Annotated in this window: 24 protein-coding genes and 1 riboswitch; of the genes, 12 read left to right on the top strand and 12 right to left on the bottom strand. The window is 69.7% G+C overall.

Features of this window, described 5'->3' with window-relative positions; all coding sequences use genetic code 11:
• Nucleotides 1–42 precede the first annotated feature (42 nt).
• Together rpsR and rplI are read left to right on the top strand one after the other, a co-directional pair.
• Nucleotides 43–279, top strand: a complete 237-nt coding sequence (gene rpsR, locus ACFWFZ_RS19525) for a 30S ribosomal protein S18 (protein WP_005315025.1) — start codon at nucleotides 43–45, stop codon at nucleotides 277–279.
• A gap of 18 nt (nucleotides 280–297) precedes the next feature.
• Nucleotides 298–744 (top strand): 50S ribosomal protein L9, encoded by a 447-nt coding sequence (rplI, locus tag ACFWFZ_RS19520; protein ID WP_030956813.1) that lies wholly within the window; start codon nucleotides 298–300, stop codon nucleotides 742–744.
• Between the two features lie 132 nt (nucleotides 745–876).
• Here the strand turns inward: rplI and ACFWFZ_RS19515 are convergent, their stop codons facing one another.
• Nucleotides 877–2214, bottom strand: coding sequence for an MATE family efflux transporter (locus ACFWFZ_RS19515; protein WP_387123883.1), 1338 nt, complete (start codon nucleotides 2212–2214; stop codon nucleotides 877–879).
• A 452-nt stretch (nucleotides 2215–2666) separates the two neighbouring features.
• Between ACFWFZ_RS19515 and dnaB the strand changes: the two genes are divergently transcribed.
• Entirely contained in the window at nucleotides 2667–4130 is a 1464-nt protein-coding gene (dnaB, locus tag ACFWFZ_RS19510; protein WP_387123968.1) for a replicative DNA helicase, read from the top strand.
• 9 nt (nucleotides 4131–4139) lie between these two features.
• Nucleotides 4140–5525, top strand: a complete 1386-nt coding sequence (locus ACFWFZ_RS19505; RefSeq protein WP_387123881.1) for a serine hydrolase domain-containing protein — start codon at nucleotides 4140–4142, stop codon at nucleotides 5523–5525.
• Nucleotides 5526–5540: 15 nt separating this feature from the next.
• Here the strand turns inward: ACFWFZ_RS19505 and ACFWFZ_RS19500 are convergent, their stop codons facing one another.
• The 3 genes from ACFWFZ_RS19500 to ACFWFZ_RS19490 all read right to left on the bottom strand — a co-directional run bounded on the left by ACFWFZ_RS19500 (nucleotide 5541) and on the right by ACFWFZ_RS19490 (nucleotide 8147).
• Nucleotides 5541–6716 carry a winged helix DNA-binding domain-containing protein gene (locus ACFWFZ_RS19500; RefSeq protein ID WP_387123879.1) on the bottom strand — a complete coding sequence of 392 codons (1176 nt, stop codon included), beginning with the start codon at nucleotides 6714–6716 and terminating at the stop codon, nucleotides 5541–5543.
• 61 nt (nucleotides 6717–6777) lie between these two features.
• Nucleotides 6778–7239, bottom strand: coding sequence for a GNAT family N-acetyltransferase (locus tag ACFWFZ_RS19495; RefSeq protein ID WP_387123877.1), 462 nt, complete (start codon nucleotides 7237–7239; stop codon nucleotides 6778–6780).
• Between the two features lie 14 nt (nucleotides 7240–7253).
• Nucleotides 7254–8147 carry a GNAT family N-acetyltransferase gene (locus tag ACFWFZ_RS19490; protein ID WP_387123875.1) on the bottom strand — a complete coding sequence of 298 codons (894 nt, stop codon included), beginning with the start codon at nucleotides 8145–8147 and terminating at the stop codon, nucleotides 7254–7256.
• A gap of 174 nt (nucleotides 8148–8321) precedes the next feature.
• Here ACFWFZ_RS19490 and ACFWFZ_RS19485 point away from each other — a divergent pair, with 174 nt between their 5' ends.
• Nucleotides 8322–8972 (top strand): HAD family hydrolase, encoded by a 651-nt coding sequence (locus tag ACFWFZ_RS19485; RefSeq protein ID WP_387123873.1) that lies wholly within the window; start codon nucleotides 8322–8324, stop codon nucleotides 8970–8972.
• 140 nt (nucleotides 8973–9112) lie between these two features.
• A complete protein-coding gene (locus ACFWFZ_RS19480; protein ID WP_387123871.1) occupies nucleotides 9113–10300 on the top strand; it encodes a globin domain-containing protein in 1188 nt (395 codons plus the stop codon).
• A gap of 57 nt (nucleotides 10301–10357) precedes the next feature.
• Here the strand turns inward: ACFWFZ_RS19480 and ACFWFZ_RS19475 are convergent, their stop codons facing one another.
• The 5 genes from ACFWFZ_RS19475 to ACFWFZ_RS19455 form a co-directional block, all read right to left on the bottom strand.
• A complete protein-coding gene (locus tag ACFWFZ_RS19475; protein ID WP_387123870.1) occupies nucleotides 10358–10837 on the bottom strand; it encodes an NUDIX domain-containing protein in 480 nt (159 codons plus the stop codon).
• Between the two features lie 60 nt (nucleotides 10838–10897).
• Complete coding sequence (locus ACFWFZ_RS19470; protein ID WP_387123869.1) at nucleotides 10898–11803, bottom strand: LysR family transcriptional regulator; 906 nt, start codon at nucleotides 11801–11803, stop codon at nucleotides 10898–10900.
• Between the two features lie 177 nt (nucleotides 11804–11980).
• Nucleotides 11981–13150, bottom strand: a complete 1170-nt coding sequence (locus ACFWFZ_RS19465) for a cystathionine gamma-lyase (protein WP_387123867.1) — start codon at nucleotides 13148–13150, stop codon at nucleotides 11981–11983.
• Nucleotides 13147–13638, bottom strand: coding sequence for a low molecular weight protein-tyrosine-phosphatase (locus ACFWFZ_RS19460; protein ID WP_387123865.1), 492 nt, complete (start codon nucleotides 13636–13638; stop codon nucleotides 13147–13149). The genes ACFWFZ_RS19465 and ACFWFZ_RS19460 overlap by 4 nt, the downstream gene beginning before the upstream one ends.
• Nucleotides 13639–13649: 11 nt before the next feature.
• Nucleotides 13650–14030, bottom strand: coding sequence for a phage holin family protein (locus ACFWFZ_RS19455; protein WP_387123863.1), 381 nt, complete (start codon nucleotides 14028–14030; stop codon nucleotides 13650–13652).
• 89 nt (nucleotides 14031–14119) lie between these two features.
• Here ACFWFZ_RS19455 and ACFWFZ_RS19450 point away from each other — a divergent pair, with 89 nt between their 5' ends.
• The 4 genes from ACFWFZ_RS19450 (at nucleotide 14120) to ACFWFZ_RS19435 (ending at nucleotide 16397) form a co-directional block, all read left to right on the top strand.
• On the top strand, nucleotides 14120–14437 hold the full coding sequence (locus tag ACFWFZ_RS19450; protein ID WP_387123861.1) for a cupin domain-containing protein: 318 nt from the start codon (nucleotides 14120–14122) through the stop codon (nucleotides 14435–14437).
• A gap of 170 nt (nucleotides 14438–14607) precedes the next feature.
• Nucleotides 14608–14826, top strand: a complete 219-nt coding sequence (locus ACFWFZ_RS19445; protein ID WP_387123966.1) for a DUF5326 family protein — start codon at nucleotides 14608–14610, stop codon at nucleotides 14824–14826.
• 286 nt (nucleotides 14827–15112) lie between these two features.
• Entirely contained in the window at nucleotides 15113–15850 is a 738-nt protein-coding gene (locus tag ACFWFZ_RS19440; protein ID WP_387123964.1) for an IclR family transcriptional regulator, read from the top strand.
• 97 nt (nucleotides 15851–15947) lie between these two features.
• Complete coding sequence (locus ACFWFZ_RS19435; RefSeq protein WP_030647381.1) at nucleotides 15948–16397, top strand: SsgA family sporulation/cell division regulator; 450 nt, start codon at nucleotides 15948–15950, stop codon at nucleotides 16395–16397.
• Between the two features lie 137 nt (nucleotides 16398–16534).
• Here ACFWFZ_RS19435 and ACFWFZ_RS19430 read toward each other — a convergent pair whose 3' ends face one another.
• Nucleotides 16535–17911 carry a YibE/F family protein gene (locus ACFWFZ_RS19430; protein WP_387123859.1) on the bottom strand — a complete coding sequence of 459 codons (1377 nt, stop codon included), beginning with the start codon at nucleotides 17909–17911 and terminating at the stop codon, nucleotides 16535–16537.
• 72 nt (nucleotides 17912–17983) lie between these two features.
• Nucleotides 17984–18129: riboswitch (TPP riboswitch) on the top strand.
• Between ACFWFZ_RS19430 and thiC the strand changes: the two genes are divergently transcribed.
• On the top strand, nucleotides 18123–19910 hold the full coding sequence (gene thiC, locus ACFWFZ_RS19425; protein ID WP_387123857.1) for a phosphomethylpyrimidine synthase ThiC: 1788 nt from the start codon (nucleotides 18123–18125) through the stop codon (nucleotides 19908–19910). Its footprint overlaps the riboswitch before it by 7 nt.
• Before the next feature lie 271 nt (nucleotides 19911–20181).
• Here the strand turns inward: thiC and ACFWFZ_RS19420 are convergent, their stop codons facing one another.
• The gene (locus ACFWFZ_RS19420; RefSeq protein ID WP_387123855.1) at nucleotides 20182–21270 is read right to left on the bottom strand and encodes a glycosyltransferase; all 1089 of its coding nucleotides are present in this window, start codon (nucleotides 21268–21270) and stop codon (nucleotides 20182–20184) included.
• Between the two features lie 318 nt (nucleotides 21271–21588).
• On the opposite strand from ACFWFZ_RS19420, the gene ACFWFZ_RS19415 reads away from it, so the two are divergent.
• Nucleotides 21589–22299, top strand: a complete 711-nt coding sequence (locus tag ACFWFZ_RS19415; RefSeq protein WP_387123853.1) for a hypothetical protein — start codon at nucleotides 21589–21591, stop codon at nucleotides 22297–22299.
• Nucleotides 22300–22328: 29 nt separating this feature from the next.
• Here ACFWFZ_RS19415 and ACFWFZ_RS19410 read toward each other — a convergent pair whose 3' ends face one another.
• Entirely contained in the window at nucleotides 22329–23147 is an 819-nt protein-coding gene (locus ACFWFZ_RS19410) for a hypothetical protein (protein WP_387123851.1), read from the bottom strand.
• Nucleotides 23148–23252: the final 105 nt, after the last annotated feature.

The raw sequence follows: 23252 nt of genomic DNA, 5'->3' as shown, positions 1-23252 counted from the left end.
GGCTGCTCCATCCAAACTTCTTGATCACACAGGAGAGACACAATGGCGAAGCCGCCTGTGCGCAAGCCTAAGAAGAAGGTCTGCGCGTTCTGCAAGGACAAGACCGCGTACGTGGACTACAAGGACACGAACATGCTGCGGAAGTTCATTTCCGACCGCGGCAAGATCCGTGCCCGCCGCGTAACCGGCAACTGCACGCAGCACCAGCGTGACGTCGCCACGGCCGTGAAGAACAGCCGTGAGATGGCGCTGCTGCCCTACACGTCCACCGCGCGATAAGGAAAGGGTGACCGACTAATGAAGATCATCCTGACCCACGAGGTCTCTGGCCTCGGTGCCGCCGGCGATGTCGTCGACGTCAAGGACGGTTACGCTCGCAACTACCTGGTCCCGCGTGGTTTCGCGATCCGCTGGACCAAGGGTGGCGAGAAGGACGTGGCGCAGATCCGCCGCGCCCGCAAGATCCACGAGATCGCGACCATCGAGCAGGCCAACGAGGTCAAGGCCAAGCTCGAGGGTGTCAAGGTCCGTCTGGCCACCCGCGCGGGTGACGCCGGTCGTCTCTTCGGCTCCGTGACCCCGGCCGACATCGCCACGGCGATCGAGGCTTCGGGTGGCCCGAAGGTCGACAAGCGCCGCGTTGAGCTGGGCTCCCCGATCAAGACCCTCGGTTCGTACCAGGTCTCTGTGCGTCTGCACAGCGACGTGGCCGCGAACGTGGGCATCGAGGTCGTCGCCGCCTAAGGGCTGCACGTGAAGGGCCGCACCCCGATGGGGTGCGGCCCTTCGCCGTTTCCTGGGCTCTCCGGGCAGAGGCGGCAGGCGATGTTTCACGTGGAACACGACGACGCCGAGGCGATGTTTCACGTGAAACACCTACCGGGTGGCTCCCGCGACCGCCCATCGGCCGGAACGTGCACGCAGCTGAAGGGTGACCATCCGGACCAGCATCATCAGGGTCATGGCCCACCAGAGCATCGTCAGCCCGCCGCCCAGGGCCGGGACGAGCAGCGCTACCGGCGTGAAGGCGGCAAGCGTCACGAGCATGGCCCTGGCCAGGTAGCGGCCGTCACCCGCGCCCATCAGGACTCCGTCCAGTACGAAGACGATGCCGGACACGGGCTGGGAGAGGGCCACCACCAGCAGGGCGGGCAGCAGGGCGTTCTCGACAGCCGGGTCCCTGGTGAACAGCGGGATGAAGACCGGGCGCGCCAGGACCACCAGCAGCCCGAGCACGATGCCCGTTGCGACGCCCCACTGCACCATCCGGCGGCAGACGGCCTTTGCGCCGTCCGTGTCGCCCGAGCCCAGGTAGCGACCGATGATCGCCTGCCCGGCGATCGCGATGGCGTCCAGGGCGAAGGCGAGCAGGCTCCACAGGGAGAGCAGGATCTGGTGGGCTGCGATGTCGGCGTCGCCGAGCCGGGCGGCCACGGCGGTCGCGATCATCAGAATGGCGCGCAGGGACAGAGTGCGGACCAGCAGTGGAGCCCCGGCATGGGCGCAGGCATGTATCCCGGCGGTATCGGGGCGCAGGGAGGCGCCGTGCCGTCGGGCCCCGCGAACGACCACGACGAGGTAGGCGGCTGCCATGGCGCACTGGGCCAGGACCGTGCCCCAGGCGGAGCCGGCGATGCCGAGGCCCGCACCGTAGACGAGCGCGACGTTCAGACCTGCGTTGAGGGTGAAGCCGCCGATCGCGACGTACAGCGGTGTACGGGTGTCCTGGAGGCCGCGGATCACCCCGGTGGCTGCCAAGACCACGAGCATCGCGGGGATGCCGAGGGCGGAGATGCGCAGATAGGTGATCGCGTGGGGGGCGACGCTGTCGGAGGCGCCGAGGAGGGAGACCAGCGAGGGTGCGGCAGGCAGCACCACGGCGATGACGGCCACGCCGAGCAGCAGGGCCAGCCAGATGCCGTCCATGCCCTGACGGATGGCCGCTTGCAGGTCTCCCGCGCCGACCCTGCGGGAGACGGCCGCGGTGGTGGCGTAAGCGAGGAAGACGAAGACGCTCACGGCGGTGGTGAGCAGGGCGGCGGCGATGCCGAGGCCGGCCAGCTGGGGGGTGCCGAGGTGTCCCACGATGGCGCTGTCGGCCATCACGAAGAGGGGCTCCGCGACGAGGGCGCCGAAGGCGGGGACGGCGAGAGCGAAGATCTCTCGGTCATGCCGTCTCGGCCCCGCCGTGGGTGCTGCGAGGGCCTGTGTCATGCGACCAATCTAATCTTCCACAGGTAATGGATGCAACACTGTATGAATCCTTACCAGTGCGCTGACTTGCGGGTTCTTCCCACCTCGTTGGAGGCGTTCTCGAGAGCGCGGCGAACAATTTTCACGCCCGCTGGCGGTGGAAGAAGAAACCCCAGGTCAGATGCGGTGAGGGGGTGCCCCGGGTGATTTTGTCCACAGCGTCGTCCCCCGGTCCGTGCACAGCTTCCGTGGAGTTACCCACAGCATTGGCGCCGTCATCCACATCTCATCCACAGAGCCTGTGGATAACAAGATTGGCTGACGCCGCTCGCGGCCCTACCGTGGTGCGTTGCCCGACTCTCCGACAGCGGTTTCGGGTGCCCCAAATGTCAGAGCCGTGTCGTAGAAAGAGTCGCACGGCGAGGTCCGCGTTGCGGACGGGAGGAGGCGGCCCGGTGAGCATGCCCGAGCCCATGGACGACCCCTGGGCCGACAGCGGTCCGAGTGACCGTCTGCCCGCCCGTCCGCGCCGCAACAGCGGAGGCCGGGGCCGCGGCGACGAACAGCACGACCGGGGTCGCGAAGGCGGCTCCTGGGACGGTGGTGGCGGCGGCTTCGAGCGCGTCCCTCCCCAGGACCTCGACGCCGAGCAGTCGGTGCTCGGCGGCATGCTGCTCTCCAAGGACGCCATCGCCGATGTCGTCGAGGTCATCAAGGGCCACGACTTCTACCGGCCCTCGCACGAGACGATCTACCAGGCCATCCTCGACCTGTACGCAAAGGGCGAGCCGGCCGACCCGATCACCGTCGGCGCCGAGCTGACGCGACGCGGCGAGATCAGCAAGGTCGGCGGGGCCTCGTACCTGCACACCCTGGTCCAGTCCGTACCGACGGCGGCGAACGCGGAGTACTACGCGGAGATCGTCCACGAGAGGGCAGTCCTGCGCCGCCTGGTCGCCGCCGGTACGAAGATCACGCAGATGGGATACGCGGCCGACGGCGACGTCGACGAGATCGTCAACAGCGCCCAGGCCGAGATCTACGCCGTCACCGAGCAGCGGACCTCCGAGGACTACCTGCCGCTCGGCGACATCATGGAGGGCGCCCTCGACGAGATCGAGGCCATCGGTTCGCGCAGCGGGCAGATGTCCGGCGTCCCCACCGGCTTCACAGACCTGGACTCGCTGACCAACGGCCTGCACCCGGGCCAGATGATCGTCATCGCCGCCCGTCCGGCCATGGGTAAGTCCACCCTCGCGCTGGACTTCGCCCGGGCCTGCTCCATCAAGAGCAACCTGCCGAGCGTGATCTTCTCTCTCGAAATGGGGCGCAACGAGATCGCCATGCGCCTCCTCTCGGCGGAGGCCAGGGTGGCGCTGCACCACATGCGTTCGGGCACGATGACGGACGACGACTGGACCCGGCTGGCCCGTCGGATGCCGGACGTCTCCGCCGCCCCCCTCTACATCGACGATTCCCCCAACCTGTCGATGATGGAGATCAGGGCCAAGTGCCGCCGGCTCAAGCAGCGCAACGATCTCTCGCTCGTGGTCATCGACTACCTCCAGCTGATGCAGTCCGGTGGCTCGCGCCGTCCCGAGAGCCGTCAGCAGGAGGTCTCGGACATGTCCCGAAACCTCAAGCTGCTCGCGAAGGAGCTGGAGGTCCCGGTGATCGCGCTCTCCCAGCTGAACCGTGGTCCGGAGCAGCGAACCGACAAGAAGCCGATGGTCTCCGACCTGCGTGAGTCCGGCTCGATCGAGCAGGACGCCGACATGGTGATCCTGCTGCACCGCGAGGACGCCTATGAGAAGGAGTCCCCTCGCGCCGGTGAGGCCGACCTGATCGTGGCCAAGCACCGAAACGGGCCCACCGCGACGATCACCGTGGCCTTCCAGGGCCACTATTCGCGCTTTGTGGACATGGCCAACACGTAGCATCCGATCATGGACGAGCTTGCCGAGGATCGTGAACTGCTCCCTGCCACCCGGCGTGCGCTGAGGCACCGGATCGCCGTCGCGCAGAGCACGGGCCGCGCGCCGTCGGTCGTGGCGGCCGTACTCCGCGGCGGGGAGGTTGTCTGGGAGGGTTCCCGGACCTCCGTCGAGGGGCACGGCCCGCACGGCGACGTCCAGTACAGGATCGGATCGATCAGCAAGACCTTCACCGCCGTCCTCGTCATGCGCCTGCGGGACGCAGGGCTGCTGAGGCTTGAGGACCCGCTGGAGAAGCACCTCCCGGGCACCGCCGTCGGCCAGGTGACCATCGCCCAACTACTGGCCCACACCGGCGGGCTGGCGGCGGAGACACCCGGTGAGTGGTGGGAGCGCACCCCCGGCACGCAGCGGCCCGAACTCGCCGACGTGCTGGGCGAGGAGCCCTTCAAGCTCACCCCGGGCAGCAGGCACCACTACTCCAACCCCGGTTACACCCTGCTGGGTTCGCTGGTGGAGGCACTGCGCGGCCGGCCCTGGGAAGAGGTCCTGCGGGCCGAAGTGCTGGAGCCCCTCGGCCTGGACCGCACGAGCGGATTTCCGCAGGCACCGCACGCGGGCGGCTGGGCGGTCCATCCGTGGGCCGACGTGATGATGCCCGAGCCGCTCGAAGACCTGGGACTGATGGCCGCGGCCGGCCAGCTGTGGTCCACGGCCCGGGACCTCGCACGGTTCGCCGACTTCCTGCTGCGCGGTGACGACCGGGTCCTGAGCGCGCAGTCCGTACGGGAGATGCGCCGGCCGACGGCGCCGCCCGAGCCCGGCTTCGCCGATCTCGGCTACGGACTGGGGATGCAGCTGATGGCCCACGGCGCGCGCCGGCTGGTGGGCCACAGCGGCTCGCTGCCCGGGTTCGTCGCGGGGCTGTGGCTGAGCGAGGCGGACGACGTGGCAGCGGTGGTCCTGGCCAACTGCACGTCGGGGCCGCCTGCCACGGCCGTGGCAGCCGACCTCGTCGGGATCGTGGCGGACGCCGAGCCACCGTTCCCACCGCCGTGGCGGCCGTTCCAGGAGGCCGATCAGGTGCCGCTTGAGCTGTGCGGCCCCTGGTACTGGGGGACTTCGGCCCAGGTGGTGCGGCTGATCGCGGACGGCTCGCTCGAACTGGCGCCGGTCGGCGGGGCGGGCCGTACGGCCCGGTTCCGGGCAGAGCCGGACGGCAGCTGGACCGGGCTGTCCGGGTACTACGCCGGGGAGACCCTACGGGCGGTGCGCCGCGAGGACGGCTCGGTGAGCCACCTCGATCTGGCGTCCTTCGTGTTCACGAGGGAGCCGTACGATGCCGGCGCCCCGGTGCCCGGCGGGGTCGACCCGCAGGGCTGGCGCGGCATCGGCTGACGGCCCGGGCCCGCCTCAGGCGACGAGTTCACGCTCCAGCGGTGTGCGGAAGCGCGGGGTGATGCGGGCGTCGCCGACCCAGGCGGAGAGGCGGGAGGCCTCGGCGGCGAGCGCTATCTCGGCGGTGCGGCCGGGGTCGCCCAGCAGCCGCCAGACGATCTCACCGTCCGGACGCTGGGCCCAGCCGCCGACGATTTCGCCGTTCCACCACGCGGTGGGCCCGATGTTGCCCGCGTAGTCAAAGAGGACGGACCGGTGGGCGGCATCGAGGTGGAACCCCCGGTCGGCCCAGCCCATGCCGGTGGGGTCGAGCGCGGGCAGCAGCGCCGCCCACGGTTCGGGGGCCGGTTCGGGCGCGGTGTCTCCGGGGCTGACGAGGGCCGTCCTGCCGTCGTCGAGGCGTACCTGGTCGGGGCCGACGGCTGCAAGGGCCTTGCGGACGTCCGAGAGGGTCCAGCCGGTCCACCACTTGAGGTCGGCTTCGGTGGCAGGGCCGTACGCGTGCAGCCAGAGACGGGCGATCTCCGCGCGGGCTTCGGCGGCCAGCACGGCGGGCCAGGGCGCGGTGTGGACCCAGCGGAACTGGCTGGAGGTCCACGATCCGCGCGGCCGGTCCCGGCGGATCCGGCCGTCGGCGGCCAGCAGGCGGATGACCCGTGTGGCGACCCCCTGCTCCGTCTCGTACTTCTTGCCCCGTCTGAGGGTGATCTTCTGGCGCAGGGCCGGCACGGCGGCGGACAGCTGACTGCCGGTGAGGGGACCACGGATGTCGAGGGTGTCCAGCGCGGCCGCCTCCGCCCGGGCCAGCCACTCGGCGTCGAGTCCCTGCCCGTCCTCGTCGAGGTGCTTGAGGAAGGTGCGGCGCTCCTTGGCGGCGATCGTACGGGCCGTCGACGCGTCGACGTAAGGGGCGAGTTCCGTCGACACCGCGAAGAGGGTGTTGCGCATGCTGAGCAGCCGGACGAGCCGGACGTCGTCGTAGAGCGCCTGCTCGACCGTCCCAGGGCTGCCCTCGGCGAGCCGGGCCCGCGTGGAGAGGAAGACGGTCGCGGCGTCGGTGGCGTGCAGGGCGACGACGGAGTCCGCCGCCTCCCCGACCGTCGTTGCGCGGGCCGACGGAGCCAGCCGGTGGCGGCGGCCGAGCCGGTTGCGGCGCTCGGTGGTGCTGATGAGGGGGAGACTGGCGCTCATCTTCCCGATCGTAGGCCGGGCCGCCGGCACAGAGCTCCGGCCCGGCCCACGGTGCGGCAGGTCAGAGCTGGAGCTTGAATCCGACGTGCGATGCGGTGAACCCGAGTCGTTCGTAGAAGCGGTGGGCGTCGGTCCGGGTCAGGTCCGACGTCAGCTGGACGAGCGCGCAGTCCTCGGCACGGGACTTCTCGATCGCCCACTCGATGAAGCGGGTGCCCAGCCCGCTGCCGCGCTCGTCCGCGTGGACGCGGACGCCCTCGATGATGGAGCGGGTGGAGCCCTTGCGGGAGAGGCCTGGGACGATCGTCAGCTGGAGGGTGCCCACGACCAGGTCGGCCCGCACCGCGACGACCAGGTGCTGATTCGGGTCACGGGTGAGACGCTCCAGTGCCGCGCGGTACGGGGTGAGGTCCTCGGGGGACTCGCGGGTGGCGCCGAGTGGGTCATCGGCCAGCATGGCGACGATGGCGGGCAGATCGGCCTCGGTGGCGGGCCGGATCGCCAGTGCGGGGGAGTCGGTCATGAGGGGAGCTCCTCTCAGCCCGCGGCCACGGTCAGCGGCGCCCAGCGGCGGGTCCAGTCACCGGGGAGGTCGGGGAGGTCCCGGGCCATCACGGCATTGAAGGCCACGGACTCCAGGCCTCGTTCCTTGAGCCATGCCAGCAGTTCCTCGTGCCGTACGTCGACATCCGTGCGCAGGACCCGGTCCGTGCCCCTGGCGAGAGCAGCGATCAAGGACTTGGCGGTGCCGGTGTCGCGGGCGATGAGCGGGCCGATGACATGGGTGTGCATGTTGGGCCAGGCCGCGGCGTATCCCGTGAGTGTGCCGTCTCCCCCGTGGTCCTCGCAGACGAGCAGCTGGTCGGCGAAGGCCGGCAGTCGCGTGATCATGTGCGTGCGGTCGGCCCCGAAGACCTCGGCGTCGAGGCGCAGGATGCGGGGGAGGTCATCGGCGACCGCCGGCCGTACCCGAGCGACGCCGTGAGTGTCGGAAGTGCCGTCCTCGCGGAAGGTGCCCACCAGCATCTCGGCGCGGCCCGTGGTCTCGAACCCGAGCTCCTCGTAGAGCGGGCGCCCATAAGGCGTGGCATGCAGGGTGAGCGGGATGCCCTTGAGTACGTCATTGCAGACGTGGGTCATCAAGGCACGCCCCATGCCCTGTCGGGCGTAACGGTCGGCCACGAGAACCATGCCGATGGCGGCGAGTTCGGGGCCGGTGGAGGTGCTGCCGTACCGGGTGACGACGCAGGCGGCGGCGAGGCCCCGGCCGTCCGGGGCGTCCACGCCGAAGCCGTTTCCGGCGGCGAGCAGCAGTCCCCACTTATGGTCTTCGCGGAGCCAGCCACGATCTTCGGACAGGTCGGCGCAGCGGTGGAGATCGTCCACGGTCAGCGCCCGGATCGGTAGATCGGTGATGTGTGGTGGTGTCACGGGGCCAGACTGGATCATGGACCGGGAGTCGTCCAGGGGATTTGGGCTGATGTTTCACGTGAAACATCAGCGTCCAGCCGGTCACACCGAAGGACGCATCACGTGAAACGCCGGACGACGTTTCACGTGAAACGCGGTGTTTCACGTGAAACCAAGCCACTAGCCTCAGGGGCTATGACGCGCCTGCACCTCTTCGACCTCGACGGAACGCTGATGTACGGCTCGGCGGCTCCGGTGGAGATTTCCCGCCAGCTCGGGGTGAGTGCCGAGATCGCCACGCTGGAGCGGTCCTTTGCCGCGCGGGAGATCGGACCGCACCAGTTCTCGGTGTCGGCACACGCCCTGTGGGCCGGGCTGACGCCGCAGCATGTCAGGGCCGCGTTCGACGGCGCTCCCTGGCTCGCGGGAATCCGGGACGTCTGGCAGGAGATCAGGCAGCGTGGGGAGTACTGCGCGGTGGTCTCCCTGTCGCCGTCGTTCTTCGTGGAACTGCTGCTGGAGTGGGGTGCTCATGCCGCCCACGGGTCGGTCTTCCCTGAAGTGCCGTTCACCCGGCCCGTGGAAGCGGCCGGGATCCTGACCCCCGAGGCCAAAGTCATGGTGGCCGACCGGCTGTGCGAGCAGTTCGGTGTGACCCGGGCCGACTGCGTGGCGTACGGGGATTCGGCGACCGACATCCACCTCTTCGAAGCCGTATCCGTGTCGGTGGCGGTCAATGCGCGACCGCATCTGGCCGCGCGTGCGAGCCACGTCTACGAGGGACGGGATCTGCGCGAGGTATACCAGCTCGTGGCGATGGCACGCCCGGGAGTTGACGCATCTTAGGAGGAAAGTGGGTTCGAAACGCGAATTTTCCGCGTTTCCCCGCAGGCCTCTGGGGCGGCTGGCACGCTGTGAAACCCGGAACCACGGATTAATGACCGTGGCGTGTGCACCCCGACCGAGATGCTCGAAGCGAGGCACGCATGGACGCTCCGCCCACCAGATCGGCCAGACGCGAAGCGGCCCGGATACCCTCCGAGGGCGGCGCGGCCGAGCCCTCACCGGATGCCGTACTCATCCGCCGGACCCTCGCGGAGATCGCCCCGGTCGCCGACAAAATGACCTCGTTCTTCTACGCCCTGGTCTTCACCGGGCACCCGGAAGTGCGGGGCATGTTCCCGGTGGCCATGGACACGCAGCGCGACCGCCTGCTGAAGGCCCTGCTGACCGCTGCCGAGCACATCGACCATCCCGAAGTACTCACCCCGTACCTCTGCCGCCTGGGCGCCGGGCACCGCAAGTACGGCACCATGGCCGGCCACTACCCCGTGATCGGCGAGGCCCTCGTCGGGGCGCTGGCCCGCTTCGCGACACAGAGCTGGGGGCCGGACACCGAGGCCGCGTGGGTACGGGCGTACACCGCGATCTCCCAGATCATGATCGACGCGGCGGCCGCGGACGAGGTGCAGGCCCCTGCCTGGTGGCACGCGGAGGTGGTCTCCCACGACCTGCGCACCCCGGACATCGCGGTGCTGACCGTCCGCCCCGACCAGCCGTACGCCTTCCTGGCCGGCCAGTACGCCAGCCTGGAGACCCCGTGGTGGCCGCGGGTCTGGCGGCACTACTCCTTCGCTTCGGCCCCCCGGGCCGACGGACTGCTCTCCTTCCACGTCAAAGCCGTCCCCGCGGGCTGGGTCTCCAACGCTCTGGTGCGCCATGCCCGCCCCGGGGACGTGCTGCGCCTGGGGCCACCGACCGGTTCGATGGTGGTGGACCACACCACGGACAACGGGATGCTGTGCCTGGCCGGCGGCACCGGCATCGCCCCGATCAAGGCGCTGATCGAGGACGTGGCCGGACACGGGGAGCGGCGGCCGGTGGAGGTGTTCTTCGGGGCGCGCAGCGACAGCGACCTGTACGACAAGGACACGCTGCTGGGTCTTCAGCGCTCCCACCCGTGGCTGTCGGTGCGGCCGGTGGTCGGCGACGGGCTGGCGGGACAGCTGCCGCACGCCGTGGGTGAGCACGGGCCGTGGAGGTCGTACGACGCGTTCATCTCGGGACCGCCCGCGATGATCCGCAGTGGGGTGGACGAACTCCTGCGCATCGGCATTCCCGGCGAGCGCATCAGGCACGACGCGGTCGAGGAGCTCGTGGGCATCGCCGGGTGAGACCCGGCGGGCACGGCCGGTCCGGGACCGGCGGCAGCCCACCGGCCCCGAGCGGCCTCAGCCCAGGTCGGGCGCGTGCATGGCGCGCACGCCTTCGATGTTGCCGTCCAGGTAGTGACGTAGGGACAGCGGGACGAGATGGACCGCTGCGATGCCCACCCGGCTGAAGGGCACGCGGACGATCTCGTACTCGCCTGCGGGCTCGTCGACCTCGGGGCCGTGCCGGAGGCTCGGGTCCATCGATTCGAGGCGGCAGACGAAGAAGTGCTGCACCTTCACGCCGGTCACCCCGCCGTCGGCGATGTGTTCTACGGTGTCGACGAAGCAGGGCACGACGTCGGTGATCTTCGCGCCGAGTTCTTCGTGGACCTCCCGATGGAGGGCGTCGACGACGGTGGCGTCCGAGGACTCCACTCCCCCGCCGGGTGTGAGCCAGTACGGGTCGACGCCGGGCTTGGTGCGTTTGATGAGGATCAGGTCGTCACCGTCGAGCAGGATCGCGCGGGCGGTGCGTTTGACCACGGGACGTTCGGTCATGGGAGAAGAGTGGCCCACCGTTCCGCTTCTGAAACGCGCCACGGGCCGGAAACAGGGGGCTCACCAGTGCACGGCGGCGTCCAGGAGTCGCTCGCGCGCCCGGGCGAGATGGGCGAGGGCGGGACTCCCGGCCCGTAGGACCAGGAACCAGGTGCGCAGCGGTGGCACGGGGGGCTCCGCCACGGCCGTGATCCGGCCGCTGTCGAGGGCGTCCTGGCACAGGTACCGGGGCAGCACCGCGAGCCCCGCGCCGGCGAGGACGCATTCCAGTACGGCACGCAGGTCGGGTACGACCACGGTGGCGGACAGGGACCTCGCGGCCGGCAGGACGTCGAAGACGGCGCTCCAGTACCGGGTGACGAGCGGCAGGGTCTCGTGGACCTCGACGAGCGGGATGCCCTCCAGAGCCCCGGGGCCGTCGTCCCTCAGCCGGTCCCTGTCGACGAGGGCGGCCCAGTAGGGCGCCGCGACCAGGACGTGTTCCTCGTCGCACAGCGCGGTGGCGGTGAAGGGGCCGCCGCGCGGGTGGGCGGTGGTGACGACGAGGTCGTGGTGGCCGGCGGCGAGCCCGTCGAGGACGGTTCCGGAGTCGCTCTGCAGGGTGGCGCGCAGGGTGTGGCCCTGGCCCACGAGGGGTGCCAGGGCGGGGAGCACCCGCAGGGACAGGAACTCGGGGGGCCCGGCGACGTGGAGGGACCGCAGCCCGCCCGCGTCCTCCCGCTCGGCCTCGGTGATCCGGACCAGGGCGTCGAGGTGCGGGGCGGCCTTGTGGGCGAGCTCGTCGCCGACGGCGGTGGGGGTGACACCGCGGGCCCGGCGGTGGAAGAGCGGCCGCCCCAACTGGCGCTCCAGCGTGCGGATCTGCGAGGTCACGGCGGGCTGGGACAGTCCGAGGAGGGCTGCGGCGCGCGTGAACGAGCCCGCCCGGTGGACGGTGACGAAGGTGCGCAGCAGGGCCAGATCCATCGCGACACCTCTCGGTGGGGGTCTACAACTATAAATATGCAGATAGGCCCCTGTCGCTACCGTGATTGGACTCTGACGCAGGGTCAATTAGCCTTGTCGCGTGGTTCTTCGCGCGCGGAACCCGGGGCGGTCCGAGCCACTAGGGGGGAGGCTCGGACCGCCCTCTCCACGGCTTGTTCAGCGATCGTGACGGGCCTGGTCGAGGGCCCGGTCGAGGGCGCGCAGGACGTCCGCGACCAGGTCATCGGTGTCCTCGGCCCCGGCGGAGAAGCGGATGAAGCCCTCGGACACGGCGTCGCCGCCCCATCGTCCGCGCCGCTCGGCGGTGGAGCGCACGCCGCCGAAACTCGTGGCGTCCTCGACCAGGTGCAGGGCCGCCATGAACCGTTCCGCGTGCGCCCGGTCGGGCAGCGTGAAGGAGACCACCGAGCCGAAGCCGCGCATCTGGCGGGCGGCCGTCTTGTGGGAGGGGTCCGTGGTCAGCCCTGGGTAGCGCACGCCGCTCACGTCGCGGCGCTCGCTCAGCGCCTCCGCGACGGCCAGGGCGTTGGTCCACTGGCGCTGTGCGCGCAGCTGGATCGTGGCCAGCGAACGGTGGGCGAGCCAGGCCTCCATCGGGCCGGGGATCGCGCCGACGATCTTGCGCCATCCCCGGACGCGGGCCGCGAGCTCCGGGTCGCGGCACACGACGTACCCGAGCAGCAGGTCGCCGTGGCCGGTGAGGCCCTTGGTGCCACTGGCCACGGAGAAGTCCGCCCCGAGCTCCAGGGGCCGCTGCCCCAGCGGGGTGGCGAGGGTGTTGTCCACGGCGACCAGGGTCCCGCCGGCGTGCGCGGCCCCCGCGAGGCGTCGTACGTCGCATACGTCGAGCCCGGGGTTGGACGGCGTCTCGATCCACAGCATCCGGGCGCCGTCGAGGACCTCGATCTGGGCGTCCGAGCCGGTGGGGGCGGTGCGTACGTGGATCCCGTACGTCTCCAGCTGCTCCCGCAGCAGCGGCAGCGCCTGGTATCCGTCGTCGGGCAGGACGACGGTGTCGCCCGTGCGCGTCTGGGAGAGGAGAACGGCGGAGACCGCCGCCATGCCGGAGGCGAAGACGATGGTGTGCACGTCCTGGCCGGGGGCCTCCAGCTCCCCGATGGCCCGTTCCAGCAGGGTCCAGGTCGGGTTGGTGTCGCGTCCGTAGGCGTACGGGCCCTCGACGTCTCCGGGGAGGTGGAAGTGGGCGGCGAAGACCGGCCCCGGCAGGGGCGGTTCGTTCTTGACGGCCTCGGGCAGGCCGGCGCGTACGGCGCGGGTGCCGTCACCGATCGCCTCGCCGTTACCTTCGGGGAAGTGCTCGTTCACGCGGTGTGCTCCTTCATCGACTCGCGTACGGCGTCCAGCAGACCGGGGCCGGCCGCCTCGATGAGTTCCAGGCATTCCTCGAACCCGTCGATCGGCCCGTAGTAGGGGTCGGGTACGTCGTACTGCCCGGCCGTGGCCACCGGATCGTAGGACCGCAGCAGCCGGACCTTGGCGGCGTCCTGCGCAGTGGGTGCGAGGGCCCGCAGCTCTCTCAGGTGCCCGGCGTCGAGTGCGATGACGAGGTCGAGGCCGGAGAACCAGGAGGAACGGAACTGCCGGGCGCGGTGGTCCTGCGCGTAGCCTGCGGCCTCCAGGACGGAGATCGTGCGCGGGTCCGCGCCGTCGCCCTCGTGCCAGCCGCCGGTCCCGGCGCTGTCCACCTCGACGAGGGCGTCGAGTCCGGCCCGTTCGACATGGGCGCGGAAGACGGATTCGGCCATGGGGGAGCGGCATATGTTGCCCGTGCAGACGAAGCAGACGCGGTACATGCGCGGCCCGCTCAGTTCTTGTCGGGAAGGACCATGTTCACGGCCCAGGAGACGACGGAGATGATCAGGCCGCCCAGGAGCGCGGTCCAGAACCCGTCGACATGGAAGGTGAGATCGAGCTGCGTGGCCAGCCACGAGGTCAGGAGCAGCATCAGGGCGTTCACGACCAGCGTGAACAGCCCCAGGGTGAGGACGAAGAGGGGCAGCGAGAGCAGCTTCACGAGCGGCTTGACGATCAAGTTGACCAGGCCGAAGACCAGGGCGACCAGGATCAGCGTAAGTGTCCGGCGGCCGAGACTGCTGCCGTCGTCGAGGGTGATGCCGGCAAGCAGCCACACGGCGACGGCCAGGGCCGCCGCGTTGGCGAGCGTCTTGACTACGAAATTCGTCATGTGTCTGATCGTGGCAGAGATGATCCCGGTGGGACATCCGCAGATCAGCGGATGCGAGGGAACGATCGAGCACAAGGGGAACAACCACGATGAAAACCTTCCGGCTTGACGAGCTCGAAGCGGAACGGGCCGCCAACGACGGCGCCTATCTGCAGTTCCTGCGCGAGCGGAACATGTCGGTCGGGCTCTACGCGCTCGACGCCGGCCAGACCGATCCGCAGCGGCCGCACGGTCAGGACGAGGTGTACTTCGTCGTCAGCGGGAGGGCCTCGATCACCGTCGGGGAGGAGACCACCACCGTGGCACGCGGCAGCGTCGTCTACGTCCCGGCGGGCGTCCCGCACAAGTTCCACCACATCACCGAGGACCTGAGGGTGATGGTGGTGTTCTCCCCGCCGGAGGCATGACCGGTTCCGCGGGTGGGGGTCGCGGCCCTGATCCGCCTGACACCCCCTAAGGGGCGGATCAGGGGACTCCGAGGGCTCGTGGGCCCCGATCGGAGTCTGCGGACTCCTAGCATCGAGGGCAGGAAGTCACACACGGGGAAGACCAGGAAGAGGTCGAGGACATGAACGGCATCCGAGAGATATTCGCAGGCATGCCCTGGTGGGTTAAGTGGGTCGCCGTCCCGCTGCTGGCCCTGCTCGTCTTCGGCGGCGTCATCACCAGCGTCCTGGGCGCACTGATCTCGTTGGTCTTCAAGCTGCTTCTCTTCGTCGGCCTCGTGGGCGGTCTGATCTTCGTCGTGAAGAAGCTCGGCGGCGGAACTTCGAAGTCCTCGTCCGGCGAGTGGTAGGTGACGGGCGGGGGCGGCCTCGGGATTAACCCAGCTGAGGGAACGTGGCGCACTGAACGGCTCACGGCCCCGGAATCGGTGGATAGAGTCGCGATCTGTGCCGATCCCTGGGCACCGAGAGCCGATATCACCTCCCGACCTGTGGTGATGCCGACGACCCGCCGAGCGCGACCCCCAGGACCGGCATGCGCGGGGGCTGACCCCGCCGAGCGGGTCACCCCTGAAGGCCCGCCGCCACGCCTGGGGGTGAGCTGTGTCTCCGGTCCACAATGCCGGTGTGCCGACACTGATCGGTTCGGTTCAGAGGGCGCTGAGGCTGCTGGAAGCCGCGGGATCCCACAGCGGGGGAGCCCCGGCGAAGCAGCTGGCCCGTGAGGCCGGGCTCCCGCTTCCCACGGCCTACCACCTGCTGCGCACCCTGACGCACGAGGGCTATCTGCGCAGAGAGTGCGGAGTCTTCGTACTCGGCGACGCGGCCGCCAGACTGGCCGGCGGAGGACTCCAGCAGAAACGTCGCAGCATGATCCTCGACTCGCTCGCGCACTTTCGCGACGCGGTCGGGGCCCCCGTCTACTTCGCGGTCTACCGCGAGGGTGAAATCGAGGTCGTGGGCGTCTCGGACACCTCGGGCAGTCCGGCGTGCGAGGAGTGGGCCGACTTCCGTGAGACGGGATACGCGCACGCCATCGGGCAGTGCCTGCTGGGCCAGCTCGACGAGGGCGCGCGCAAGGACTATTACGACCGCCATCCGGTAGAGGCCATCACCCCTTATACCGTGCGCGATCTGCGGTCCTTGGAGCACCGGATCGGGGCCCTCGGGCGAATGCAGCCTGTAATCGAGCGACAGGAATATGCCCTCGGCACGGTCTGTGCCGCCATCCCGATCACTGCCGGGGATGCGGCCGCAACTATGGCCATTTCCCTGCCCCTGCATCAGGAGGATCGATTGCTGTATGTAGTCAATCGACTACGGAGTGAAGTAGGCGCGCTGTTGAGCACCCTCTCGTTCTCTATCAGTATCTGAAAACTCACTCCTTGTGATCTGCTAGCGCTTCCACCACTCTTGTCAAGAGGGCCCTGGGGGATCATTCCTGGCCACTTCCACTACAGCGGGGTAGTCAATGCGCGAGTCGGTACAGGCAGAGGTCATGATGAGCTTCCTCGTTTCCGAGGAGCTCTCGTTCCGGATCCCGGTGGAACTCCGGTACGACGCCCGTGATCCCTACGCAGTCCGCCTGACCTTCCACCTTCCCGGAGACGCGCCCGTGACCTGGGCGTTCGGCCGGGAGCTCCTCCTCGACGGCATCAACAAGCCGTGCGGTGACGGCGATGTGCACATCGCCCCCACCAGCCCCGAGGAGTTGTCCGACGTCCACATCCGGCTCCAGGTCGGCGGCGACCGGGCCCTGTTCCGTGCCAGCGCGGCACCGCTCGTCGCGTTCCTCGACCGCACAGACCGGCTCGTTCCGCTCGGACAGGAGCGGAACACGGGCGACTTCGAGGAGCACCTGGACGAGGCGCTCGGCAGGATCCTGGCCGAGTCGAAGCAGAACGAGCAGAACGCCGGCTGAACGGCGGCTCGGACCGGATCGCCACTCAGACTCCATCGCCGCGGACTGAGCCGCAGCCGCAGCTCCTCCTGAATCGCAGCTCCTCCTCCTGAGCCGCAGCTCATCCTGAATCGCGCCGCTCAGGGCTGAACCGCTGTTCAGCGCTTGCGCCGTCGGCCCCGGCCGCGGACCGGTCCCGCGGCCGGGGCGACGGCCGGGGATGCCGGCCGGTCGGCCGAAACCACCAGCGCGGCCAGCGCGGTCGTCACGGGCACCGAGGCCACCAGCCCGATCGAGCCCACGAGGGTCCGCACGATCTCCACCGCGACCAGCTCGCTGTTCGCCACCGATCCCATGCTGCTGTTGGCGATCGAGAACAGCAGGAGCAGAGGAAGCGCGGCGCCCGCGTAGGCCAGCACCAGGGTGTTGACCACCGACGCGATGTGGTCGCGGCCGATCCTGATGGCGGCCCGGTACAGGGACCGCGGCCCCATCGACGGGTCGGCCTGGTGGAGTTCCCAGACCGCCGAGGTCTGGGTGACCGTCACGTCGTCGAGCACACCCAGCGAACCGATGATCACGCCGGCGAGCAGCAGGCCGCTCATGTCGATGTCCGGGTAGAGCCCGTGGATCAGCCCGGTGTTGTCGTCGGTGTTGCCGCTGAGGAACGCCCAGTCGATGAACACCGAGCCCAACAGGCCGATCAGCAGCAGCGACACGAGCGTGCCGAGGACCGCCACCGACGTACGGGCGGTCAGGCCGTGACACATGTAGAGCCCGATCAGCATGATCGCGCTCGCGCCCACCACCGCGACCACCAGAGGGTTCGACCCCTGGAGGATGGCGGGGAGGATGAAGAGCGTCAGCACGCCGAAGCTGACGACCAGGGCGATCAGGGCGAACAGCCCGCGCATCCGCCCGACGAGCACGACCGACAGCGCGAAGATGCCGGCCAGCACCGCCAGCGGGAGCTTGCGGTTCACGTCGATCACCGAGTACTGGAGGTCGCGCGGCGCGTCCGGGGCGTACGCCACCACCACCTCCTGGCCGTCCGCCAACTGCCGTGGCGCGCCAGGCTGGACGATCTCCACGAAGGTGCGGCCCTTGTCCGGCCCGCTTCCGATCTCGACGGTGGCCTTCTTGCACTCGCCGGTCTGCGCGCCCCGGGCCTCGCCGCCCGACGGGGCGGAGGCCCCGCCGGCCGCCGGCACCTGCGCGGCGTTCACGGATTTGCAGTCGACGTGTTCCAGCGAGACGACCTTGGCCTGCTGGGTCTGCCGGTCGAAGCCCACCCCGGTCCGCTCGTGGCCGGGCGTTCCGCCCGGCCAGAGCACCACCAGGCCGACGAGGACGGCGACGGCGAAGGGGATCAGTACGGCCGCGATGACCTTGCGCAGATGCTTCGAGACGGGGGCGGCGGGGCCGTGGCCGTGACTGTGGGAATGCCCGGAGGAATGCCCGTGGCCGTCGTGCGCGTGGCCGGCGTGGGCACTGGGCTCAGGGGGCTCGGTGGGGGGCTGCGGCGATGACGTCACCAGCAGATCATCGCAAGAGATGAGGGGGCCCACTGTTCAGCACGCCATGGATGACGCTAGCGTGGGGGCTACTTTGCACAACGCGGGAGCTCGGAGCACCGGGCTGAGAGGACGCTGATCACCGTAAGCGCATCACAGATGCGTGCGGGAGGAGGCTGCGTCGACCGCCGAACCTGTTACCGGGTAATGCCGGCGTAGGGAGATAGGTCTCATGACCATTCAGGACGCACGCACGCCTGCCGTCAGCCAGGAGGCCGACGGCTCGACCGAGCGCAAGCCGGGCTGGCACAAGGGCTACGTGGCGGGCTCCCGCCCCGACATCCGGGTACCGGTCCGCCAGGTCCACCTCACCAACGGCAAGGACGTGACGCTGTACGACACGTCCGGTCCGTACACCGACCCGCAGATCGAGACCGATGTGCGACGGGGTCTCGCGCCGCTGCGCGAGAACTGGATCATCGGCCGCGGCGACACCGAGGAGTACGCGGGCCGCCCGGTCCGCCCGGAGGACGACGGCATCAAGCACACCTCGCCGCGCGGTGGCCTCAAGAACCTCGACGCGGTCTTCCCGGGCCGCCCCCGCCAGCCCCGCCGGGGCCGTGACGGCGCCGCCGTCACGCAGCTCGCGTACGCCCGCCGGGGCGAGATCACCCCGGAGATGGAGTACGTCGCGATCCGCGAGAACGTCTCCCCCGAGGTCGTCCGTGAGGAGATCGCCGCAGGCCGCGCGGTGCTCCCTGCGAACGTGAACCACCCCGAGATCGAGCCGATGATCATCGGCAAGAAGTTCCTGGTGAAGGTCAACGCCAACATCGGCAACTCCGCCGTCACCTCCTCCATCGAGGAGGAGGTGGAGAAGATGACCTGGGCGACCCGCTGGGGCGCGGACACGGTCATGGACCTCTCGACGGGCCGCAACATCCACACCACCCGCGAGTGGGTACTGCGCAACTCTCCCGTGCCGATCGGCACCGTGCCGCTCTACCAGGCGCTGGAGAAGGTCGACGGCCGCGCCGAGGACCTCACCTGGGAGATCTACAAGGACACGGTCATCGAGCAGGCCGAGCAGGGCGTCGACTACATGACGGTCCACGCCGGCGTGCTGCTGCCGTACGTGCCGCTGACCGCCCGCCGCAAGACCGGCATCGTCTCGCGCGGCGGCTCGATCATGGCTGCGTGGTGCCTCGCGCACCACAAGGAGAACTTCCTCTACACGAACTTCGAGGAGCTCTGCGAGATCCTGGCGACGTACGACGTCACCTACTCGCTCGGCGACGGCCTGCGCCCCGGTTCCATCGCGGACGCCAACGACGCGGCCCAGTTCGCCGAACTGAAGACGCTGGGCGAGCTCAACACCATCGCCAAGCGCCACAACGTCCAGACGATGATCGAGGGCCCGGGCCACGTCCCGATGCACAAGATCAAGGAGAACATCGACCTCCAGCAGGAGATCTGCGAGGAGGCGCCGTTCTACACGCTCGGCCCGCTGACCACGGACGTCGCGCCCGCGTACGACCACATCACCTCGGGCATCGGCGCCGCGATGATCGCCTGGTGGGGCACGGCCATGCTCTGCTACGTCACGCCCAAGGAGCACCTGGGCCTGCCCAACCGCGACGACGTCAAGACCGGCGTCATCACGTACAAGATCTCCGCGCACGCGGCGGACCTGGCCAAGGGGCACCCGGGCGCGCAGGAGTGGGACGACGCCCTGTCCGACGCGCGGTTCGAGTTCCGCTGGGAGGACCAGTTCAACCTGGCCCTGGACCCGGACACGGCCCGTGAGTTCCACGACGAGACTCTTCCCGCCGAGCCGGCCAAGACCGCGCACTTCTGCTCCATGTGCGGTCCGAAGTTCTGCTCGATGAAGATCTCTCAGGACATCCGCCGTGAGCACGGCGGCGACCTGAAGGCCGACGAGATCCAGGCGGGCATGGCGGAGAAGTCCGCCGAGTTCGCGGCCTCGGGTAACCGCGTCTATCTGCCGCTGGCCGACTGAGGCGGTTCGGCAGGGCAGGACGGACCCGGCTGACGGGCGGACCCGCGACCCATGGGGGGAGTCGCGGGCCCGCCCGTTGTGGTGCCGTCGGACAGAGGGGTGTCGCGGGACATGCACTCGACATGAGGCCATCGGTGTCGCGGTGGTAGTCCGATAAGTGGACTTGTCGGCGAGGTATCCCGCCGCGGACGGCATCGGTTCCCGCGCCACCGATGTGGTCGCAGAGGCCGTGGATGCGTCCGGCCCCTCGGCGGTGGGCGAGCGACGTCCCTCAGGCCACCGCCTGGTAGTCCGGGCCCAGTTTGGACAGCGCGAACGCGCGGTTCTCACCCACCCGTTCGCGCTGGATCTCCGGAAGCCCGTCCTCCCGCAGGAGGCGGTCGCAGCACTCCAGCGACTCCGCGTACGCGCCGACCCAGTAGGCGGCGACCGCGAGCTCGTCGAGCGCACGCCACTCGTACCAGTCGAACTCGACGAACAGGATGTCGTCGGGGCGCGGGATCCGCGCCGCCTGACGGGCGAACAGGTACGCCAGGTGGAAGCGGCCGTCGAGGCGGCACAGGCGTGCAAGATCGCCGAGCGCCTCCGCCCGCCCGGGGCGGCTCTCGTGGGCGCGGAGATAGCGGTCCATCACCTCGGCCGGCGGCCGTTGGAGACGCGCGGCGAGCCGGGCCGCGTAGAGCTGCGCGCAGTAGGCCTCCTCGGCGAAGCCGCCCATGGCCGCCCGCCGGTCGTAGGCGGCGAGGGACTTCTCCGGCTCGCCCGCGTCGCGCCAGCTCTGGGCGAGGTAGAAGGCGTAGCGCGCATTCCCGGGTTCTTCGGTCAGGCCCTTTTCGAGGATGCCGGCATCGCGGAGGTACTTCTCCCGGTCGCTCCCTTCGCCCTGGCGGGCTCCGCCGCCGACGATGCGGATATGGAAGCCTTCGACTACTCCGCGGGTGAACGGCTCGTCGCAGTCGAGGTACTCGTGCAGCACGCCGACGTATTTCCAGGGCAATCGGGTGGAGACGAGGGCCGGCCGCCAGTGGATGACGGGCTGGTGGTGTACCGCCACGCTGTACGTGTCGAAAGCGAGCTCCGGCATGTGGAATCCGGGATCGATCTCGATCACGTCGTCGGCATCGACGAACAGCAGGTAGTCCGCGCTGGAGCGGGCCAGGTCGATCGCCTCGGTGCGGCTTCCGTCGAATCCCTTCCAGGGGCGTTCGTGCAGCACACCGGGGAGATCACCGAGGAACTCCCGGATGATCTCCTGGGTGCCGTCCGTCGACCCGGTGTCCACGATCACCCAGGTGTCGATCAAAGGGCGTACGGATTCGAGACAGCGTCTGATCACCGCGGCCTCGTTCTTCACGATCATGTTCAGACAGATTTTTGCTTTCAAGGATCCCGTCCACGGTGGTGGTGAAGACGAACGTGAGGCGACCGTAGGGATCCGGCCAATGGGGTGCAAGGAAGCCACGATGAGAGCCGCTATTGGGGCCTGTCGCTGGTCCGATGAGATGACTGGCGAGCGGGGCGACCGGTGTTTCCGATCTGATTTCCCCACTATGGGCGAGGCGGCCCGTCCGGGCCGATCGCACATCGTTCGATCCGGTTTCGAGAAGGAGCGGCGTATATGAGCCCCGTGAACAGGACCAGGTCACCCCTTGGGCCAGTGGCCCGGCGGAGTGCTTTGGTGAAGGGAGGCACGCTCGCGTCACTCGCCCTCGTGGTGGCGGGTATCGCCAGCCCTGCGCTCGCCACCGTACAGAGCGTCCAGGCGGCCGAGACGGTCCGGACGGCCGGCCCGACCGGCGGCGGAGACTGTAAGGCGAAGCGGGATGCGAACGACGATCCCAGAGCTGTCGGTGCCCAGGCCGGTGCACGCGGCGGCGACGACTGCGAGGGCCAACGGGGACCGACGGGTCCCACGGGGCCGCGCGGCCCGCAGGGCGAGGACGGGGCGGACGGCGCGACCGGTGCCACAGGGGCGACGGGTGCCACGGGCGCCACCGGCCCGTGCACCGCCCTCGCCGCCTACAAGCCCAACGCGGCCACAGAGGTCAAGGCGGTCCTGCTCGACGGGCAGGCCTGGGTCGGTATCCGAAGCCTGACCCCGGCACCGCCGGGCGACTTCGAGTGGAACAACCTGAGTGACAACACCGACTTCCCAGCCGGGGCGTGCGGCATCTCGGTCAGTGACCAGGCCGGCCTCGTCAACGTCGAGACCGTCGCTCCCAACGGACGCATCTGGGAGACCACCTGCACGACGGACCCGGGACCCCCTCCGGACCTCACGTGCGACGACGCCTGGACGCCGGTGAACCCGCTGGTGGACAGTCCGCCGCTGCGTACCCGGGCCGACGAGGCCATGGCCCACAACCACATGCCGAAGACGCCGAAGTAGGCCGGTGAGCCGGTCGGAGCGCCTAGCGACTAGTCCGGCCGGTGGTCCGGGCCGCCGAAGTCCGGGCTCGTGAAGTCCGGAGGCGTGTAGCCGGGAGGGGATCCCTGTGACGGGGGTCCCGGACTGGTGAAGTCGGGCCGGGTGTACCCCAGACTGGGGATGCGCCCGGCCCCTGGCGTGCGGGGGGTCGGGAAGCCCGGGCCCGCACTCGGATCGGCCAGCGCGTCCCGCAGGAACGGGATGATGCCGCGTTCCAGCAGGGCGTGCCGCCAGGCCTCGCGGGCCCGCGCCACCTCGTCGGGTATCGCCTCGGTCTCGTCCGCCGCCACCTCGGTCGCGCTGTTGCGTACCGCCGTGACGAGCAGCCCGATCACGGCGAAGAGCAGGGCGGCCGCGGTGAGCGCCCCGAAGAGCCAACCGGCCGTCAGCATGGTCTGCGCGAAGGCCGGTTCGGGCTCGATCATCTTCAGGATGTAGCCGACGAGCAGGAAGATCAGCATGGCGGTGCCCGCCAGGACCGGGGCGAGGACCGCGACCACGGCACTGACGCCCGCGCCGCCGCCGCTGCTCCGGTCGCCGTCCTCGTCGCCCGTCGCAGCGGGTCCGGAGAGCACCTCGTCGCGTCGTTCCCCGCGGACCTTCACATAGTGGCCGTACTCGGCGGCGGCCGCGGCCGCCAGCAGGGCGCTGGCGCCCTGGGCCATCGTGCGCAGCTGTTCGGCGTTCAGCCGCTCGCCGAGAGTGGCGAGTTCGGGCCGTTGGCTCGCGGCGCGCAGTGCCTCGTCGATGAGCCGGTCGAACTCAGGCCGGTCTTCGGTCAGCAGGTGCGGAGCGCTGGTCATGTGCATCCCCCGATGCTCCGTAGAAGCCGGTTTGCCGCGCGTAGACCCGGGTGCCGGCTGAAACGGAGGAGAGCCTGCTACGGATAGAGCGATGGTAGAGCGCCCACACCA

This window comes from Streptomyces sp. NPDC060232 (assembly GCF_042726555.1).
In the GTDB taxonomy this organism is placed as follows: domain Bacteria; phylum Actinomycetota; class Actinomycetes; order Streptomycetales; family Streptomycetaceae; genus Streptomyces.
This window is presented reverse-complemented; position numbering and strand designations above follow the sequence as displayed.